Source organism: Nitrosopumilus cobalaminigenes (assembly GCF_013407145.1).
GTDB classification, from domain to species: domain Archaea; phylum Thermoproteota; class Nitrososphaeria; order Nitrososphaerales; family Nitrosopumilaceae; genus Nitrosopumilus; species Nitrosopumilus cobalaminigenes.
Genome location: NZ_CP026993.1, coordinates 1,298,857 through 1,315,118, shown reverse-complemented (window position 1 = coordinate 1,315,118; position 16,262 = coordinate 1,298,857). Strand labels below are relative to the sequence as shown.

At 33.2% G+C, this 16,262-nt stretch carries 19 protein-coding genes, 4 tRNA genes and 1 pseudogene; 16 read left to right on the top strand and 8 right to left on the bottom strand.

The annotated features are described in order from the left end of the window. Positions 1-130 precede the first annotated feature (130 nt). The 3 genes from C5F47_RS08145 to C5F47_RS08135 all read left to right on the top strand — a co-directional run bounded on the left by C5F47_RS08145 (position 131) and on the right by C5F47_RS08135 (position 1,930). Entirely contained in the window at positions 131-694 is a 564-nt protein-coding gene (locus C5F47_RS08145; RefSeq protein ID WP_179360580.1) for a methane monooxygenase/ammonia monooxygenase subunit C, read from the top strand. Positions 695-809: 115 nt separating this feature from the next. After that, positions 810-1,172 carry a hypothetical protein gene (locus tag C5F47_RS08140; RefSeq protein WP_179360579.1) on the top strand — a complete coding sequence of 121 codons (363 nt, stop codon included), beginning with the start codon at positions 810-812 and terminating at the stop codon, positions 1,170-1,172. 107 nt (positions 1,173-1,279) lie between these two features. Then, a complete protein-coding gene (locus C5F47_RS08135) occupies positions 1,280-1,930 on the top strand; it encodes an ammonia monooxygenase family protein (RefSeq protein WP_067959013.1) in 651 nt (216 codons plus the stop codon). Positions 1,931-2,031: 101 nt separating this feature from the next. On the opposite strand, the gene C5F47_RS08130 is transcribed toward C5F47_RS08135, so the two are convergent. Further along, positions 2,032-2,892 (bottom strand): DNA adenine methylase, encoded by an 861-nt coding sequence (locus C5F47_RS08130; protein WP_179360578.1) that lies wholly within the window; start codon positions 2,890-2,892, stop codon positions 2,032-2,034. A gap of 146 nt (positions 2,893-3,038) precedes the next feature. Continuing rightward, positions 3,039-3,112, bottom strand: a tRNA-Thr gene (locus C5F47_RS08125). A 91-nt stretch (positions 3,113-3,203) separates the two neighbouring features. Here C5F47_RS08125 and C5F47_RS08120 point away from each other — a divergent pair. After that, positions 3,204-3,325 (top strand) — tRNA-Leu (locus tag C5F47_RS08120). 2 nt (positions 3,326-3,327) lie between these two features. On the opposite strand, the gene C5F47_RS08115 is transcribed toward C5F47_RS08120, so the two are convergent. Beyond that, positions 3,328-3,714 carry a hypothetical protein gene (locus C5F47_RS08115; protein ID WP_014965810.1) on the bottom strand — a complete coding sequence of 129 codons (387 nt, stop codon included), beginning with the start codon at positions 3,712-3,714 and terminating at the stop codon, positions 3,328-3,330. Between the two features lie 116 nt (positions 3,715-3,830). Here C5F47_RS08115 and C5F47_RS08110 point away from each other — a divergent pair, with 116 nt between their 5' ends. Then, positions 3,831-4,724 (top strand): B12-binding domain-containing protein, encoded by an 894-nt coding sequence (locus C5F47_RS08110; RefSeq protein ID WP_179360577.1) that lies wholly within the window; start codon positions 3,831-3,833, stop codon positions 4,722-4,724. A gap of 7 nt (positions 4,725-4,731) precedes the next feature. Here C5F47_RS08110 and C5F47_RS08105 read toward each other — a convergent pair. Next, positions 4,732-4,806, bottom strand: a tRNA-Ile gene (locus C5F47_RS08105). 39 nt (positions 4,807-4,845) lie between these two features. After that, positions 4,846-5,394 carry a thioredoxin family protein gene (locus C5F47_RS08100; RefSeq protein ID WP_179360576.1) on the bottom strand — a complete coding sequence of 183 codons (549 nt, stop codon included), beginning with the start codon at positions 5,392-5,394 and terminating at the stop codon, positions 4,846-4,848. 80 nt (positions 5,395-5,474) lie between these two features. Between C5F47_RS08100 and C5F47_RS08095 the strand changes: the two genes are divergently transcribed. The 6 genes and pseudogenes from C5F47_RS08095 to C5F47_RS09690 all read left to right on the top strand — a co-directional run bounded on the left by C5F47_RS08095 (position 5,475) and on the right by C5F47_RS09690 (position 9,818). Beyond that, positions 5,475-5,548: transfer RNA gene (locus C5F47_RS08095), tRNA-Ala, on the top strand. Positions 5,549-5,856: 308 nt separating this feature from the next. After that, positions 5,857-6,924, top strand: coding sequence for a hypothetical protein (locus tag C5F47_RS08090; protein ID WP_179360575.1), 1,068 nt, complete (start codon positions 5,857-5,859; stop codon positions 6,922-6,924). 480 nt (positions 6,925-7,404) lie between these two features. Further along, positions 7,405-7,677: pseudogene (locus C5F47_RS09695) on the top strand (hypothetical protein); the annotation flags it as partial. Positions 7,678-7,758: 81 nt separating this feature from the next. Next, positions 7,759-8,235, top strand: a complete 477-nt coding sequence (locus C5F47_RS08080; protein ID WP_179360574.1) for a phosphopantetheine adenylyltransferase — start codon at positions 7,759-7,761, stop codon at positions 8,233-8,235. 52 nt (positions 8,236-8,287) lie between these two features. Continuing rightward, entirely contained in the window at positions 8,288-8,617 is a 330-nt protein-coding gene (locus tag C5F47_RS08075; RefSeq protein ID WP_179360573.1) for a hypothetical protein, read from the top strand. Positions 8,618-8,669: 52 nt separating this feature from the next. Next, positions 8,670-9,818, top strand: a complete 1,149-nt coding sequence (locus tag C5F47_RS09690) for a CxxC-x17-CxxC domain-containing protein (protein WP_246271087.1) — start codon at positions 8,670-8,672, stop codon at positions 9,816-9,818. 148 nt (positions 9,819-9,966) lie between these two features. On the opposite strand, the gene C5F47_RS08055 is transcribed toward C5F47_RS09690, so the two are convergent. Both C5F47_RS08055 and C5F47_RS08050 read right to left on the bottom strand, forming a co-directional pair. Continuing rightward, entirely contained in the window at positions 9,967-10,248 is a 282-nt protein-coding gene (locus tag C5F47_RS08055) for a hypothetical protein (RefSeq protein ID WP_179360572.1), read from the bottom strand. Beyond that, positions 10,245-11,357, bottom strand: coding sequence for a tryptophan--tRNA ligase (locus C5F47_RS08050; RefSeq protein ID WP_179360571.1), 1,113 nt, complete (start codon positions 11,355-11,357; stop codon positions 10,245-10,247). Before C5F47_RS08050 ends, C5F47_RS08055 begins: the two co-directional genes overlap by 4 nt. A gap of 51 nt (positions 11,358-11,408) precedes the next feature. Between C5F47_RS08050 and pheS the strand changes: the two genes are divergently transcribed. Both pheS and pheT read left to right on the top strand, forming a co-directional pair. Next, entirely contained in the window at positions 11,409-12,797 is a 1,389-nt protein-coding gene (gene pheS / locus C5F47_RS08045) for a phenylalanine--tRNA ligase subunit alpha (protein ID WP_179360570.1), read from the top strand. Next, positions 12,788-14,437 (top strand): phenylalanine--tRNA ligase subunit beta, encoded by a 1,650-nt coding sequence (gene pheT, locus C5F47_RS08040; protein ID WP_179360569.1) that lies wholly within the window; start codon positions 12,788-12,790, stop codon positions 14,435-14,437. Before pheS ends, pheT begins: the two co-directional genes overlap by 10 nt. Here the strand turns inward: pheT and C5F47_RS08035 are convergent. Further along, positions 14,399-14,599 (bottom strand): hypothetical protein, encoded by a 201-nt coding sequence (locus C5F47_RS08035; RefSeq protein WP_246271224.1) that lies wholly within the window; start codon positions 14,597-14,599, stop codon positions 14,399-14,401. The two genes, pheT and C5F47_RS08035, sit on opposite strands and share 39 nt — an antisense overlap. A gap of 369 nt (positions 14,600-14,968) precedes the next feature. Here C5F47_RS08035 and C5F47_RS08030 point away from each other — a divergent pair, with 369 nt between their 5' ends. Genes C5F47_RS08030 through C5F47_RS08020 form a run of 3 tightly spaced genes read left to right on the top strand, consistent with a single transcriptional unit; the run spans position 14,969 to position 16,259 of the window. After that, complete coding sequence (locus C5F47_RS08030; RefSeq protein WP_179360567.1) at positions 14,969-15,388, top strand: EVE domain-containing protein; 420 nt, start codon at positions 14,969-14,971, stop codon at positions 15,386-15,388. A gap of 43 nt (positions 15,389-15,431) precedes the next feature. Continuing rightward, a complete protein-coding gene (locus tag C5F47_RS08025; RefSeq protein WP_014963852.1) occupies positions 15,432-15,671 on the top strand; it encodes an Lrp/AsnC ligand binding domain-containing protein in 240 nt (79 codons plus the stop codon). Between the two features lie 18 nt (positions 15,672-15,689). Further along, the gene (locus C5F47_RS08020; RefSeq protein ID WP_179360566.1) at positions 15,690-16,259 is read left to right on the top strand and encodes a hypothetical protein; all 570 of its coding nucleotides are present in this window, start codon (positions 15,690-15,692) and stop codon (positions 16,257-16,259) included. Positions 16,260-16,262 lie beyond the last annotated feature (3 nt).

Below are 16,262 nucleotides of genomic sequence, written 5' to 3'. Positions count from 1 at the left end.
AATTTAAATAGTTTTAAAGATAATAAAATGTAATATTTTGATATTATTTCTAAGTTATTATAAAATATTGGATAAAAAATCCCCTATCTAGAACTCTTACTTTATATTCCGAATTCACATGATTGTATACATGGCACAGATGCCCGCATTAATCCCAAAAGAAGTTGAGATCCAGAGACTAAAGAAAATCTGGCTCATCGTTATTGCTATGGGTTCTACTGCAGCATCAGTCGAAGTTGATAACTTCGTTGATGGTTCTTTGCATCAAACCTCTATCAGAGATAGTGCTTTTACACCAGCTCACTGGTGGCTATATTCCCATTTCATCACATTACCACTTGGATGGGGAGCAGCAGCAATCTATGATAGAAAAATCCCAGTTCTTAGAGGCCCAAATAATTCAATGAACACTGGATTGAAGATGACCATTCTTGGTTACCTTGCAACCATGTTTACTATTGGTGTCAATGAGATGTGGCATTTCTGGTTTGTAGAAGAAATCTTTGCAGTTCCAAATCACTGGATGTTTAACATGGGAGTCGTAGTGGCTTTCATGGGTGCACTCGCATACGTAGTTAGAGTATATGCTCGACTCGTAGAACTTGGTGCAGAAACTCCAGGAGAGAATCCATACGTTGCAGAGATGTACAAGATGGCCTTAGAAGGCAAATTGTACAGCAGAGCAATTCCTTAGAAAAAGTGCATTAGCACATTTTTTATTTTTATTATTTTTCTTAAAGCCGTAGATCGTACTTAGCCCCCCAGTTTAAGAAAGACTTAAAAGGATTCTGAATTAGAATAATTCCATAATGACTCTTCCTAAAGGATTCGGTTCTGGCGGTGGCGGCGGATCATCAAGCGCTGACGTAGAACGAATGATTGGTAGACGTGTTGAAAACATGACTGGTATGATTACAATTTCATTCTGGGCAGCATGGTTAGCAACTTTTGGTGGTACCGCAGCAGGATACTTCTATTATCCATGGGCATACCCAACTCAAAGTGGTCACTTTGCATTCATCGTCTTGACAATCATTGAGGCAATAGGTTACATCTTCTGTGTTAAAGTCATGGAAGAAGGTTCCAACAAGAATAGTAATGGTATCGTAGCAGGCAGTATTGCTGCAGTTACAGCAGGTACATTATTCATATCACTATACGTTGGTAACTAGAAGGATAAACCCTTCAGACACTTCTTTTTCATTTTCCTTTTTAGTTTAGATTAACGATCTTCATCAAACTCTAAAATTTTATATACTGACCGTTTCTTCACCTTCATATGGTCTGGTTAAGACGATGTACACACTACTTATTCATAGTAGTAGTTGCAGTTAACTCAACACTGTTAACAATTAATGCAGGAGACTACATCTTCTACACTGACTGGGCTTGGACTTCGTACACGGTATTCTCAATATCGCAAACGTTGATGCTAATTGTAGGTGCTACATACTATCTTACATTTACAGGCGTTCCAGGCACAGCAACGTACTACGCTCTAATTATGACGGTATACACATGGGTAGCAAAAGGCGCATGGTTCGCACTTGGTTATCCATATGACTTCATTGTAACTCCAGTTTGGCTACCTTCAGCAATGCTGTTGGACTTGGTTTACTGGGCAACAAAGAAGAACAAGCACAGCTTGATACTGTTCGGCGGCGTACTAGTAGGAATGTCATTACCATTGTTCAACATGGTAAACCTGATAACAGTAGCAGACCCACTAGAAACGGCATTCAAATATCCAAGACCAACATTGCCACCATATATGACACCAATCGAACCGCAAGTAGGTAAATTCTATAACAGCCCAGTTGCTCTCGGTGCAGGTGCAGGTGCAGTATTGGCATGTACATTTGCAGCTTTAGGTTGTAAATTGAACACTTGGACATACAGATGGATGGCCGCTTGGTCAAAGTGGGACTAAAAACTCCAACCTTTTCCTTTTCATTTTATTATCTATTCCTTAGAGTATTCTCTACAAAATTTTTTGATTATGAAAATTAAAAAAATCTTGTTTGAAGTTTCCTAATAATTTTTTATCAATAACTCAAAGTGTCCAGTTCGTTTTTTGGAGTTTGAATTGATAGAACGATTAGCTTGGATTCTATTTATTTTCCAAGATTTGTTTGAGAATATTTCTGCAACTTCTTTTGAATCAGAATTTGATAATAGAACTTTACATCCTTTAGAGTCTAACTTCATACAAAGTTCAGATAATCTATTAAGATCATCATATGTGAAGCTCTTATTTGTATAACTTGTAAAATTGGCAGTTTCGCTTACTGGTTGATATGGGGGATCAAAATATACTAGATCTCCTTTTTTTGCATCTCTTAGAACTGCTTCGAAATCTCTACATTTGATAGCGACTTTACTTGTGTTCAAAATGGCACTAACTGAGCGTAAATTCTCTTCATTTACTATGTTAGGATTTGTGTAACTGCCTAGAGGTACATTGAATTTCCCCTTACTATTGACTCTGTATAATCCGTTGAAACAAGTTCTATTCAAAAAGAGCAATCTTGATGTTTTTTCAATTTCGCTTCTAGGATTAGATTCTCTAACTGAATAATAGTATGTTTTTGAATCTTTTTGATAATTTCTTTCATGGCTTTTTAGAGACGAAATTAGTTCATCTATTCTATTTCGAATTGTAGTGTATGTTAAAACTAAATCTGTGTTCAAATCTGAGATACTGCATTTTTGAGCATTTCTCTCAGTAAGAATATGAAACAATAATGCACCTCCCCCGATAAATGGTTCAAAATACGTGCCAAAAGATTTTGGGAGATTTTCATTTAAGATAGGAATTAGTTGACGTTTACCACCTGCCCATTTTACAAATGGTTTTGGGGTAGTTGCAATTTGTCGGTAAACTTGTTTCAATAATTGCTATTGCAAAAATCATTAACTGTGCTTTAGATAAAATAATTTGATCTTGAACTAACTTTTTCCTAGTCTCAGAATAGCTTAAATACAAATTTTGTAATTTACTCGAAATTCATGATAATTTACATAATTAAGGAATAAGGAGCTTCGAACGGGATCTGAACCCGTGACCTTTACATTACCAATGTAACGCTCTACCAGACTGAGCTACCGAAGCACAAATTCACCCTGCAGAAAATCCTTATAATTCTTCATTCTGGGCGAATTTACTCTAAACTGTTAAATTTCACTCAGATTTTTATCCTTTTGGAGGAGTAATCAAGCCTGGCCAAAGTAAGCACTTTGTGCTTTTGGACATGCAGGACTTAAGATCAAATAATGGGTGATCCTGTCTCTCAGGAGTTCGTGGGTTCAAATCCCACCTCCTCCACTCTATCTTGGATTTTTAATTCCTCTAGAGTTTAGGACTTCGTAAACATCTGGTAATGAGAATACAAATCCAACGTGGACACAATCTTTCTCATCACATAGTTGACAAAACAATTCTCCTTTCTGAATCGCAACTTCGGCAATTCTATTTTTAATATTATCTTTTAGTACAACACGGTCATCATCAATTGAAATTTTTTCAATCTTTGGAGCATATCTTGCAAAGGTCTTGTCCTTTTGCATCATCTCCTCTAACATGTAAGTTACATAGCCAGCAAAACTGTTGACCCCTTTCATTGTTAGGTCGTCTTTACTCTTTTGATAAACTTCATGGAATTTATCATAAACAGTTTCTGAGACAGTGATTGATTTGAATCCGGCTTTTGGCAATTTACTTTTCCTTACCGTACTATACAGTACTAAGTATATAATGTTTTATTCTAAACTCATGCCTCATGGCACTAATGAAAATTAGTCTTTATAGAATACCATAGTCCAAGAGCACTATGGGAAAAGGTTACTCTACAGAAGAGGTAAGACAAAAACTGATTTCAGTATTAGATGATGCCGTCTCTGGAATGTCTGGAGTAGAGATTTCTGAAAAAATTGGAATTAACAGAATTACCATGTCAAAATATCTCAAAGTTTTTGCAGCTGAAGGATTGCTCCGACAAAAAAACATTGGAAATGTTACTTTGTGGTTTTTAGAACCAGGACAAGAATCATTCAATTTCCCTGATGATTATTTCAAAGTGGCACCACAATATCTTGAATATTTGGTTAAAGGAACTGAGGACCAAGTTTATTCTTTAATTCGTAATTGTTTGCATTCTGGAGGAACAGTAAATCGTTTGATTTTAGAAGTGATTTTCCCATCAATTGATCATGTGAAGAAATTATTTGATGATGGAAAAATTGGAACTTCAGAACAAAACCTCTTAATGAATACCATATCAAAATCCCTGCAAATTTTTAATCAGATTCAAGTGGTCTCTGATGTAAAAAAGAACATTGTAGTCATTGCATCTGATGCTCAAAGTAGATTGTATTCTGAAGCAGCATCTGCAGTTTACCATTCTGATGGTTGGAAGGTTTCTCATTTGGGAGATATGTCCTCAGCAATTGATGTATTGTTTGATCTTGATTTTCAAAAATTAATATCTAAAATTTGGAAGCAAAAACCTGGTATTTTGGTAATAGTCGTCTTTTCACAAACTGATGAAGGCCTAAACTTTTTTGCAGATTCTATTAATCCAATAAAAGAGAAATCTGGGGAAAAAATGAAATTGGTCCTTTGTGGAAAAGCATCTAAAAAAACAAAAATGAATTCTGACTTGGTATCTGAAAAAATTGAAGAAATTTTACAATGGTCTCATACAGTATCTGAAAATTTAAAATAATGAAAAATGGGCCCGATGTGATTCGAACACATGACCTTTCGATTATCAGTCGAACGCTCCAGCCAAGCTGAGCTACGAGCCCACGAACAAATCTCTAGGCTAGAGTCATTTAAGTTTAATTTTATTTCCACTTGATTGAGCAGCCAATTGAGGGGTCAAAATCTTTTTCAATTTTTTCACCTGCAATTAATTTCTCCATATTGAGAATCATTGTTTTTTCAGTTGCTTCATCATCTGGTTTCATTGCATTGTCTATTTTTCCATGAAAAACTAGTTGTTTTTGTGCATTAAACAAGAATGGGTCTGGAGTGCACATTGCACCATATTTCTTAGCAATCTCTTGGGTTTCATCAACTAAATAATCAAATCCAAATCCTTTCTCTTTTGCTGTTTCTTTCATTGCATCAAAACTGTCTTCTGGATAATCTATAGAATCATTACTGTTAATTCCAATTATTGCTATGTCTTTTCCACATTTTTCATAGAGTTCATTGAGTGCATCTACTTTGGCTTTAACATATGGACAATGATTACACATGAAAATTACTAAAATTCCCTTGTAGTTACTATAATCATTCAATGAATGTTTTTTATCATCAATTCCCATTAATTCAAAATCAGGAGCTATGTCTCCTGTCTTTAGTTTGATTTGAGATTCTAAAAGTACCATGTTGAATCGATCATGTTTTCAAATAAAATCCTTGCCAAGAAGACAACAATTAAAATCCACAGTTTATTCATTCTTCGTGTGGGCCGGTAGTATAGCCTGGTAGTATACCCGCCTTGCACGCGGGGGGTCACGGATTCAAATTCCGTCCGGTCCACTTTCTAACTTCCCGATCTATGCTGAAATTCAGACTGCTGGATGGATTTAAATAGGATAAGTTTCGGTTTTCTCTTATGGCAAGTGTAGTCGATGGATGGCCTGTATGGATTCCACTCATTGTTGGTTTAGCACCAGGTTTGATTTACTGGTTAGCAATTACCGCAAAGAGAAAATAAAATAATTACATCTATTTTTAATTTCTTTTTATTCTTCTAACTTTTAGTGTAAACTGGGTTTAACGTTGTTACCTTTCTTGTTCACTATTTGTTATGCTACCTGAAATTAATCTCCAAACTAAAGAAAATTATGATGAAAGTAATTTTATGCTCATTTTTGGTATTACTCTTAATTCCTATTTCACAAGGTTTTTCTCAAGAATACTATGATAATGCTCCAACACTAACCGTCTCATTACAAGATGAATCACCATTTGTGTATCAAGATTCAGAAGGTCATACTGTTGTGGTTGGAATTGTTGAAAATAACAATCCCTTAACCCCTGTAACTAATGTCAAAATTCAAGTAAATTTCTATGATGATTTTGATCCAACTCCTTTAGAAATTGTACAGGGAAATACAACTCTTGAGGTAATTGCTCCAAATGGAAAATCTACTTATTCAATACGTTCTCAAACCCCAAATCCTGCCATCACTGAGGCATCCGTTTCTCTATTGGGATTTGATTCCTCTGTAGAAAAACAAAAAGGACTTACTGTATATTCTACTGATGTATTTTTAGACAAATCCTTTAGATTTTCAGGAGTTCTTCAAAATGGAGGAGCTCCAAGTTCTGATACTAAAGTCCATCTTGCATTTTATGATGGCTTTGAACCTCCAAGAATTCTAAGTGTATCTACAATAGAACTAGGAAACGTAGATTTGAACACTGATGTATCCTTTGAGTTAGATGAAGAAATTGATTCTAGAGCAGTAGGATTTTTCTTATTTGCAGAATCTAGTGTTTTTATTTCTGACTTGGTAGATATCCCAATTCCTGAATCACGAATTCCTGATAAACTAATTACAATTTCTGGTGTATCTGTAGAGGATTCTAATGGCAATCCGTTATCTGAGTTAACTGTTGGTTCTCCTGTAAACATTAAGAGTAAAACTTGGATTCAATTTGCAGCAGATCAAGAATCAAATGAAACTGCCTATACCTACTATGTTCAGATAAAAGAATCTGGTGAATCTCCATACGTTGAGTATATTGGAAAATTTGATGGACGATTTATTGGAACTGGAGAAGAAACTCAGACAATAGATTGGATTCCTACAAAATCTGGATTGTATTTTATTGAAACTTTTGTATGGGATCGAAATAATATCCCAATTGCTGAGCAAGGTCCATTTGTTTTAATTATTGTAAAATAGAAAATTACCCCAATCTTCTAACCGTTTAAATGCAGAAAGATATATCAAATTTCAATCATGATGACAAAAAATATTTTCATTATTTCAATAATTTCAATACTGGTATTTTCTACTGGACAAATGGTCTTAGGATATGGTGGACCTCCTGAACAAAACAGTTCAAATAATTACACTGTAGATATTCAATCTGATAAAGAATCATATCTTCTTGGAGAATCTGTAATATTTTCTGGAGCTGTAAACAAGTATGATGAAGATAGAACATTACGAATTACAATTTTTGGTTCTGGAAATAGTCTTATTGTAACTCAGAAAACCTCTGTAGATTCTGATAGGAATTTTTCTCATGAGGTATCATTAAATGAAAAATTCAGTGAAGGGAAATTTACTGTAAAAGCTCAATATGGTAACTCAAAGGCAACGATTGCAATTATCTCATTTGAAATTAATTCATCTGAAAACACTGTTTCTCAAGATAACAAAATCCCTGCTTGGATTAAAAATAATGCAGGATGGTGGGCTGATGGTCAAATTGATGACAATTCCTTTGTTGAAGGAATCCAATTCTTAATCAAAGAAGGATTCATGAAAATTCCAATAACTGAACAAGGTTCTGTTTCTCAAGATAACAAAATCCCTGCTTGGATTAAAAATAATGCAGGATGGTGGGCTGATGGTCAAATTGATGACAATTCCTTTGTTGAAGGAATCCAATTTTTAATCAAAGAAGGATTCATGAAATTATCAAAATAAAATAATATTTCTGAATAATTTAGATTCTAATCACACGTCTAAGACTAGTAGATTTATTTTCAAAGAATACTGTTACTTTGTATGTCAAAATATGCTCTTGTTGCAACGGGTGGAACTTTTGATATTATTCATAAAGGTCATCTAAAATTACTTTCAAATGCATTTGATATTGCCGATAAAGTAATCATTGGTCTAACTAGTGATGAATTTGCATCAAAAAAAGGCAAAATCCCCACAAACAATTATGATCAACGTTTTGAAAATTTGACAAATATTATTTCAAAAGAATTTCCTGACAATTCTTTTCAAATTAGTAAATTGGAAAATGATTTTGGACCTGCAGTTTTGGAAAAAGAAGTTGAGGCTTTAGTTGTCAGTGATGAAACAAGCAATCAAGGGAACAAACTAAATGAATTAAGATCTGAGAAAAACCTCCCCCATGTTCAAATTGTCACTGTTCCTATGTTTCTGGCAAAGGATGGAACAAGAATTTCAACCACCCGAATCAAAAACTCAGAAATTGACTCTGATGGAAACTTGCTATCAATTGACAAATAGCTTACCGAACTTTGAGTAATTGGAATAAAACAAAATTCTTGGATTGAGCCTCATGGCAATCATTAATCACATGATGAAAAAAATTGATACTGATGTATCTAACCTCAAACAGGGTTTACATCCTCAAAATTTGTCATATTGGTATGATAAAATTATCAAAGAAACTATTGAGATGGCCCCTCCTTGGCTTCAAGATAAAATCAAAGTGCACCAAGATCCTGTTTTAACAATGAAATTTAATTTAGATATTTCAAAACGTGCTGTAAGATATTTTATGATTGTAGTAGACAATAATTTGGATGATATGCCATATTCGACAAAACTCTATTTTCTCAAAGTACAAGAAATAATGTCAATTGAGATGGACAAATCTCTAGTTTAATGTGATTTTTTTATTCTAGGCACAAATCAAAGCTCTAAGTATCTATAACCAATTGATTACAAATTCTCTATCAATGGAACTCTACAAATCAAAGTATTCTGATGGAAAAACAGACGGAAGAAATTCCAGACGAGATAACAAAACATCTCGTTCTTTTAGAAATTCTGGTGATGACAGAGGTTCACGAAATGACCGTAGAGATGAATCCACAACTGTAACTTGTGCTGATTGTGGTGATGAATGTACAGTTCCATTTGTTCCAAGAAGTAACAAACCTGTTTACTGTAGTGATTGTTTCAGACAAAACAAACCACAAGATTCAGGAAATGATAGATATTCAAGAGATGATAGAGGTTCAAGATATTCAAGAGATGACAGAGGTTCACGAAATGACCGTAGAGATGAATCCACAACTGTAACTTGTGCTGATTGTGGTGATGAATGTACAGTTCCATTTGTTCCAAGAAGTAACAAACCTGTTTACTGTAGTGATTGTTTCAGACAAAACAAACCACAAGATTCAGGAAATGATAGATATTCAAGAGATGATAGAGGTTCAAGATATTCAAGAGATGACAGAGGTTCACGAAATGACCGTAGAGATGAATCCACAACTGTAACTTGTGCTGATTGTGGTGATGAATGTACAGTTCCATTTGTTCCAAGAAGTAACAAACCTGTTTACTGTAGTGATTGTTTCAGACAAAACAAACCACAAGATTCAGGAAATGATAGATATTCAAGAGATGATAGAGGTTCAAGATATTCAAGAGATGACAGAGGTTCACGAAATTCATCTCGACGAGAATCTAGTAGAGGTAATTCTAGATCTAGTAAACCACGAAATGACAAATTTTTGAGAAAACAAGAGAGTTTCTTTTCAGGTGGTTCAGACAAATTTTTTGAAACTATTAAAGAAAAATTATATGAAATTTTGGGAGGAAAAATTTGTTCCAATTGTGGTTTTAAAGATGAACGAGCATTAGGAATTAGTCCAATTTCTGATGATGTCACTTCAGATAATTCAGGTCGTGGTGGTGATGCTGCTTCATGGGGAAAATATATTTCAGCACCAGATCGTGCTAGAGAAGAATTAAAGGTATTTTGCCTAAATTGTAATCAAATAAGAGAACCTACACCAAAACGAACTGAAGATAAATCAAGACCAAAATCAAAAAAGAGTAAATATTTTCCTAGATAGATAGTAAAATCATCTTTGAGAATTTGTTAACACTTTAATTATAATTATTTTAAAATTAATTCATGAATAGTGATTTCAAGGCATTAGGAGTATCTCTAATTGCGGTTGTTGGAATTGTAACTGGGTATTTCTTCCTTAATCTATAGAACTACTCTTTGACTATTTCTACAACATACTCATTAATTTTGGTGGAAATTAACGTATGTTCCTTATCGATTACTGACTGAATAAAATCTGCAAAATTTTCAACTTCATCCTCATTTTTGAGTAATATACTGTGAGCTGATTTATCCTTCAATGAAATTACTAACTCATTTTTAACAACGTTTAGAATTCCTGTAATGTATGTCTCTTTTCCTTCTTTGATGAAAATAAGGCTGGCTAATTTTTGAGCCTCGTATTTATCTTCACATGTGATTTGGATTTTCATTTATCTTCAAACAAGAATTGGTCTATCTGGTTTTTTGCTTTTTCTCTGTTTTCTTGATGAACTGCAAGAAATGCATTAATTTTTTCAATCAATATTGCTTTTAATTCTCCTGAAAGTAATTTTCCAGATTTATAATCTTCATAAATTGTTTTTAATTTTTGATCATCTGGTTCAAAAAATATTCTAAGATATTGATATGACACATCAATGTCTGGATTTCCACCAAGCTTTCTATGTTGTTCAATATCTGGCTGTCCACCTGAAAATGCATGTTTGTTAATTTTCTTTTTAACAACATCTGGAGAATCTGTTGTGTAAACTGTACCCTTGTTGTCTGATGCTGACATTTTTCCCCCTGGACCTTCTAATGCTGGAATCATTATGTTATGAATCAATGCAGGTTTTTGTTTTCCAATTTTTTGTGCTATATCACGAGTTAGTCTGAAATGTGGATCTTGGTCAACTCCTAGTGGAATCAATACTGGCTTATCTTCAATAAAACATGGAGCAGATTGTAGAGATGTGTAAAAAATCATTCCAATGTTTGTATCATTAGTAAATCCAAATGTTGCTTTTGTATTTGAAAAATTAATTTTTTTTGCTACTTGAGCTGCAATTGGATAAAGTGTTTGAATATTTCTTGTATTGATAATAATCTTAGTTTTTTCTGGTTTGAATCCTAAAGCAATAAAATCTAAAGCATTCTCATATGCAAAATTTTTTGTTTCTTCCAAAGTGAGATTTGGTTTTGAGAAGAATTTTTCATCATCTGTAAGTTGGAAATACATGTTGACATCAAACTTTTCTTGTAGCCATTTTGCAAACATCCAAGGTACCAAATGTCCAATATGTGTATGTCCAGATGGTCCTCTTCCAGTATATAGAAAGAATTTGTTACCTTTTTCATATTCATCTAATATTCTAGTCATTTCTCTATGGGAGAAGAAAACGCCTCTTCTAAGCATAAAATGGTCTTCTCCAGTAATTTTCTTGATTCTGTCTAATAATTCAGAAGTAATTTTCTCTGTTCCAAATTGCTTGATTAATTTATCATAGTCAATATCCCCCTCTACATGCCAAGGAGTTACAATAAAGTCATCAGCTGACATTCATCTTGACTTAGGTTAAGGTTTAAAAAGTCTTTTTCGGATTCTTTGCTGTTGTCGCAAGTTTTTCATGAAATTGAAAAAAAAATTATCACTTCTCTAAGAGATACTTCCAAACAAACTCCTGCATCTCTTGAAAAATCAACACAACTTTCACCTGATCAAATTCGACGAGGAATTGAGTGGCTTAGATTAAAAGAATTGGCAATTGTAAATGAATCAAAATCAAGTGTTATTAGTTTGGGTAAAAATGGAATTGAATCTTTTGAAAAAGGATTGCCTGAAAGAAGATTATTAAATCTACTAAAGAATGGCCCAAAAAAATTATCTGATTTACAAAAAGAATTAGGTTTTGTCTTTGGACCATCAATGGGTTTAGCTAGAAAAAATAATTGGGTTGAAGCATCAAATGATCAAATCAATCTTAAAAATTCTCCATCTGAACTACCTGGAGAAAAAACTCTCAAATTAATTGGAAATGGAAAATTATCCAAAGATAAAGTTGATGTAGATGATTTATCCACACTTTTGAAACGACCTGATTTTATTATTGAGGATGTATTAAAGACTCAAGAAATTACTTTATCTGATTCTGCTAAATCAATTATTCTTTCTGACTCCACTGGGGGAATTGATGTTGAAGCAAAAGTTCCCGAAATTTTTGTAGCAAGAACACATCCTCTCAAAGATACAATAGATGAAATTCGAGAAATATTCGTTACACTTGGTTTCTCTGAAATTCTTGGTAACATGACTCAATCAAGCTTTTGGAATTTTGATTCGTTATTTACACCACAAGATCATCCTGCAAGAGAATTACAAGATACATTTTATCTAGATAAAATAAATGCTAAAAAAATTGGAACTCCTGAACAAATTAGAAAAGTTTCTGAGTCTCACAAAAAGAATTGGCGATATCAATGGGATATTAACGAAGCAAGAAAAATGGTTTTGAGAACCCATACAACATGTGTTACAATCAAACACTTAGCTGAACAGAAACCTGACGAGGCACGGATTTTCTCATTAGGTAGAGTATTCCGTAACGAAAAAGTTAGCTACAAACATCTTGTTGAATTTAACCAAATAGAAGGGGTAGTGGTTGGAAAAGATGCCAATCTGAGAAACTTGATGGGAATTCAACGTGAATTTTACAAACGAATAGGAATTACTAAAATAAAATTTTGGCCAACCTTTTTCCCATATACTGAACCTTCTCTTCAAACAATGGTATACAATGAAAAGTTAGGAAAATGGATTGAATTATTTGGTATGGGTATTTTTAGACCAGAAGTAACTAAACCTCTTGGAATCACTAAACCTGTTTTAGCTTGGGGTGGAGGTATTGAAAGAATTGCCATGCTAAAATATGATCTAGATGATGTAAGGGAATTTTACAATAATAATCTAGGATGGTTAAGGAGTACTACAAAATGCCAGTAGTCGAATTATCTTATTCTCGCCTTCAAAAATTAGTTGGGAAAGTATCAAAAAAACAAATTTCTGATTCTTTACCATTTCTTGGATTGGATATTGAATCTGAAGATAAAGATCTAGTTAGAATTGAATATAGTCCAAATAGGCCTGACTACTCTACTGATTTTGGAATTGCACTTGGATTACAAGGATTACTGGGAATTAAAACTGGTTCAGTAAAACTCAAAATAAAAAAATCAAACAACTACAAAATTTCTGTTAAACCTGATGTATCAAAAATTCGACCATTTGTAACTGGAATTATAGCTAAAAATGGAAAAATCGATGATAAAACTATCAAACAATTAATGACAATGCAAGAGGATCTTCATTTTGGAATAGGTAGGAAGAGAAAGAAATCTTCAATCGGCATTCATGATCTTGATAAAATTTCATTTCCTCTCATTTACACTACTACAAATAGAAATCATAAATTCATCCCGCTAAATTCTGAAACAGAAGTTCCTATTTCAGAAATTTTGATAAATACCGATGTTGGAAAAGATTATGGTCCTTTACTGGGACAATCTTCTAAAGTTCCATTAATTTTAGATGATGATGGAAATACTGTCTCTTTTCCTCCTATAATTAATGCAGCCGTAACTATTGTTACTACCAAAACAAAAAATCTCTTCGTAGAGGTAACTGGAATTAATAAAGACGATGCTGAAGATATGTTATCTGTAGTCGCTACAATGCTACAAAGTGCAGGGTTTTCACTCGAATCAGTAAATATTACAGGATCTAAAAACTCTTCACCTAAATTTGATTCAAGAAAACTTTCAGTTAATTCATCCTTGATCAACCAGACACTTGGATTGGATTTGAAAACTCCTAAAATCATTTCATGTTTGAAAAAATCCCGTTTGGATGCATCCTCTAAAGGAAATAACGTAGTTTGTTCTGTTCCGGCATATAGATTTGATATTTTTGGATCAATGGATTTAGTTGAAGAAGTCGCATTAGGTTATGGAATTCAAAATCTTGAACCTACATTAACTCCTTCTCAAACTGTTGGAGAAATTAATCCTATATCTCTCAAACTAAAATCATTAGACAAAACAATGATTGGATTAGGATATCTTGAAGCATTGAATTCTAGTTTAACCAGCAAACGAGTATTATATGATATGACAAACAGGGATTCTACAAAAGTAATTTCTGTATTGGATTCAAAAAGTCAAGAACACACAATTTTACGTGACTCTATTCTTCCTGGATTATTAGAAAATCTTTCTAGAAATATTCATGAATCATATCCTCAAAAAATGTTTGAGACTGGAACCATCTTTAATATTGATAATCCTATTTCTGAAAAAATTAATTTCTCAGGAATTAGTGCCCACAAAGATGCTAATTTTACAGAAATTAAATCAATTCTTCAATCTGCATTGAACATTGGATTTGATGTTCAAATTGAAACAAAAACCAGCACTAATCCTACCTTTGAAAAAGGTCACTGTGCAACAGTTCTTCTAAATAATATTCCAATAGGTGTCATTGGAAAAATTGATTCAAAGATTATTGAAAATTATAAAATCCGTGTACCCGTTGTAGGGTTTGAAATTTCATTGTCTGATTCTGTTCTTAAATCCCTTGAGAAATGAAATAATCAACAAAACTATTCCTATAATTACAAATCCCATTCCAATAGAAATCTCAATTTTTAATCTTTCATGTATATCTAAAATTTCAAGATATCCATAATCTTGATTTGATGTTACTTCATCAAGAAATTGAATTTGAGGATAATCGAAAATTATGATCATTAACCCCAAAATTAACAGGGAAATTCCAACAAAAAAAAGCGTTTCATTTTTGAGTTCCACAAAAATGATATTTTGTCACGAAATTTATTTTTAAATAAATTCATTTTTTTGAATAAAAATTTCAATGGTTTTTAGTAGGAGTATGATTATCGTTATGCGCCCAAGAGCAGGCATGCAGACGGATTAGGATGAGTCGATCGTAATGATACCAGTGATTTCTAATTCACCCAGGCGTGCTACATTATGGGCAACCCCGGTTTTAGAACGCGAGGAGGCGTATGGCTATGACCAATGATTTTGTGCGAGTCAGAACCGGGGAACATTTCTTTTTCAAAAACATTAAACCACGATAATTCTACAGAAAATTTAATGGTAAATTATTGGTTAGCAAAACAAGAACCAAGTGGCCCAAGAGGATATAATTTTGAGCAACTAAAAAAAGAAAAAACCACTGTATGGGATGGTGTTCATAACAATCTTGCACTAAAACATATGAGAGAAATGAAATCTGGGGATTTAGTTTTGTTTTATCATACCGGTGATGAAAGGCAAGCTGTAGGAATCATGCAAGTGACTTCAAAACCATATCCAAATCCAAAAGAAGATGTAGAACGTTTCATAGTGGTGGATGTAAAATACAAAAAATCATTAAAACGTCCAGTGACCCTTGATGAGATGAAAAAAGAGAAAAAATTCAAAGATTGGGAGTTGATTAGAATTTCAAGATTGTCTGTAATGCCTGTTCCAAAGGCTATCTGGGATGCTATCCTAAAGATGTCTCAAAACTAACAATAATCGCTTTATTGATATAGTCGATTTATTTAATTTCTGTATGGCAACAGCTTATGTTTTAATAAACTGTGAATTGGGTTCTGAAGAAGCTATTATTCAGCAACTAAAGGGCTTGGAAGGTGTTAAGGAAGTTCATGGAACTTTTGGTGCATACGATATTTTGGCCAAGATCGAATCTGATACTGTTGAAAAACTTAGAGAAACAATTACTTGGAAAATCCGAAAAATTGAAAAGATTCGTTCAACTCTTACCTTGATGGGTATTGAAGGTCAAACATAAACACCCTTTTTTCTTATTATGATTCTACATTTTATTTTTGTAGTACCTGAAGAAGATCGTGAAAAACGACAATTTGAATTTGAATATGTTAAAAAAATGAGTAAATTTTATCAAGTTTGGCTAAAGGAAAAGTTTGGTCAAGAATATGAAATTCAATGTGATGAGATGATAACTAAACCTAGAAGTATTCTTCAACGTCTTGATACACACACACTTGTACGTGATCATGAACAACGAGGAAAGGATGTTTTTCATTTCTATCTAACTCATTTCAAACCTTGGTGGACTGATTGTACCTGTGAAGGATACCATGCTGAAAATTTTGGAATGGTATTTTGGCAAACTCCAAAAGAATCTAATGACACTTTGTATCTTGCAGAAAAGAATTGTACTACTGTATCTCACGAATTAATTCATGAAATGTTGAGAATTAAAGGACATAAAAAATTCATTCAAGATGTTCATGATGTGTGGACAAAACATCTCTTTGAACAATTAGAATTCGAACAATATGGTGAAGATTTTAAAAAAACTGATGGTAAACCTATGTTTCTAACAATGGATACTACACAATTTAATTTACAATAAAAT

What these genes read in the sequence shown, in the direction of transcription:
- C5F47_RS08080 (WP_179360574.1), top strand. Translation starts at nt 7,759, where the DNA reads ATGTCAAAATATGCTCTTGTTGCAACGGGTGGAACTTTTGATATTATT.
- C5F47_RS08100 (WP_179360576.1), bottom strand. Translation starts at nt 5,394, where the DNA reads ATGGTACTTTTAGAATCTCAAATCAAACTAAAGACAGGAGACATAGCT.
- C5F47_RS08135 (WP_067959013.1), top strand. Translation starts at nt 1,280, where the DNA reads ATGGTCTGGTTAAGACGATGTACACACTACTTATTCATAGTAGTAGTT.
- C5F47_RS08020 (WP_179360566.1), top strand. Translation starts at nt 15,690, where the DNA reads ATGATTCTACATTTTATTTTTGTAGTACCTGAAGAAGATCGTGAAAAA.
- C5F47_RS08050 (WP_179360571.1), bottom strand. Translation starts at nt 11,357, where the DNA reads ATGTCAGCTGATGACTTTATTGTAACTCCTTGGCATGTAGAGGGGGAT.
- C5F47_RS08145 (WP_179360580.1), top strand. Translation starts at nt 131, where the DNA reads ATGGCACAGATGCCCGCATTAATCCCAAAAGAAGTTGAGATCCAGAGA.
- C5F47_RS08090 (WP_179360575.1), top strand. Translation starts at nt 5,857, where the DNA reads ATGATGAAAGTAATTTTATGCTCATTTTTGGTATTACTCTTAATTCCT.
- C5F47_RS08025 (WP_014963852.1), top strand. Translation starts at nt 15,432, where the DNA reads ATGGCAACAGCTTATGTTTTAATAAACTGTGAATTGGGTTCTGAAGAA.
- pheT (WP_179360569.1), top strand. Translation starts at nt 12,788, where the DNA reads ATGCCAGTAGTCGAATTATCTTATTCTCGCCTTCAAAAATTAGTTGGG.
- C5F47_RS08075 (WP_179360573.1), top strand. Translation starts at nt 8,288, where the DNA reads ATGGCAATCATTAATCACATGATGAAAAAAATTGATACTGATGTATCT.
- C5F47_RS08035 (WP_246271224.1), bottom strand. Translation starts at nt 14,599, where the DNA reads ATGATCATAATTTTCGATTATCCTCAAATTCAATTTCTTGATGAAGTA.
- C5F47_RS08030 (WP_179360567.1), top strand. Translation starts at nt 14,969, where the DNA reads ATGGTAAATTATTGGTTAGCAAAACAAGAACCAAGTGGCCCAAGAGGA.
- C5F47_RS08110 (WP_179360577.1), top strand. Translation starts at nt 3,831, where the DNA reads ATGGGAAAAGGTTACTCTACAGAAGAGGTAAGACAAAAACTGATTTCA.
- C5F47_RS08055 (WP_179360572.1), bottom strand. Translation starts at nt 10,248, where the DNA reads ATGAAAATCCAAATCACATGTGAAGATAAATACGAGGCTCAAAAATTA.
- C5F47_RS08140 (WP_179360579.1), top strand. Translation starts at nt 810, where the DNA reads ATGACTCTTCCTAAAGGATTCGGTTCTGGCGGTGGCGGCGGATCATCA.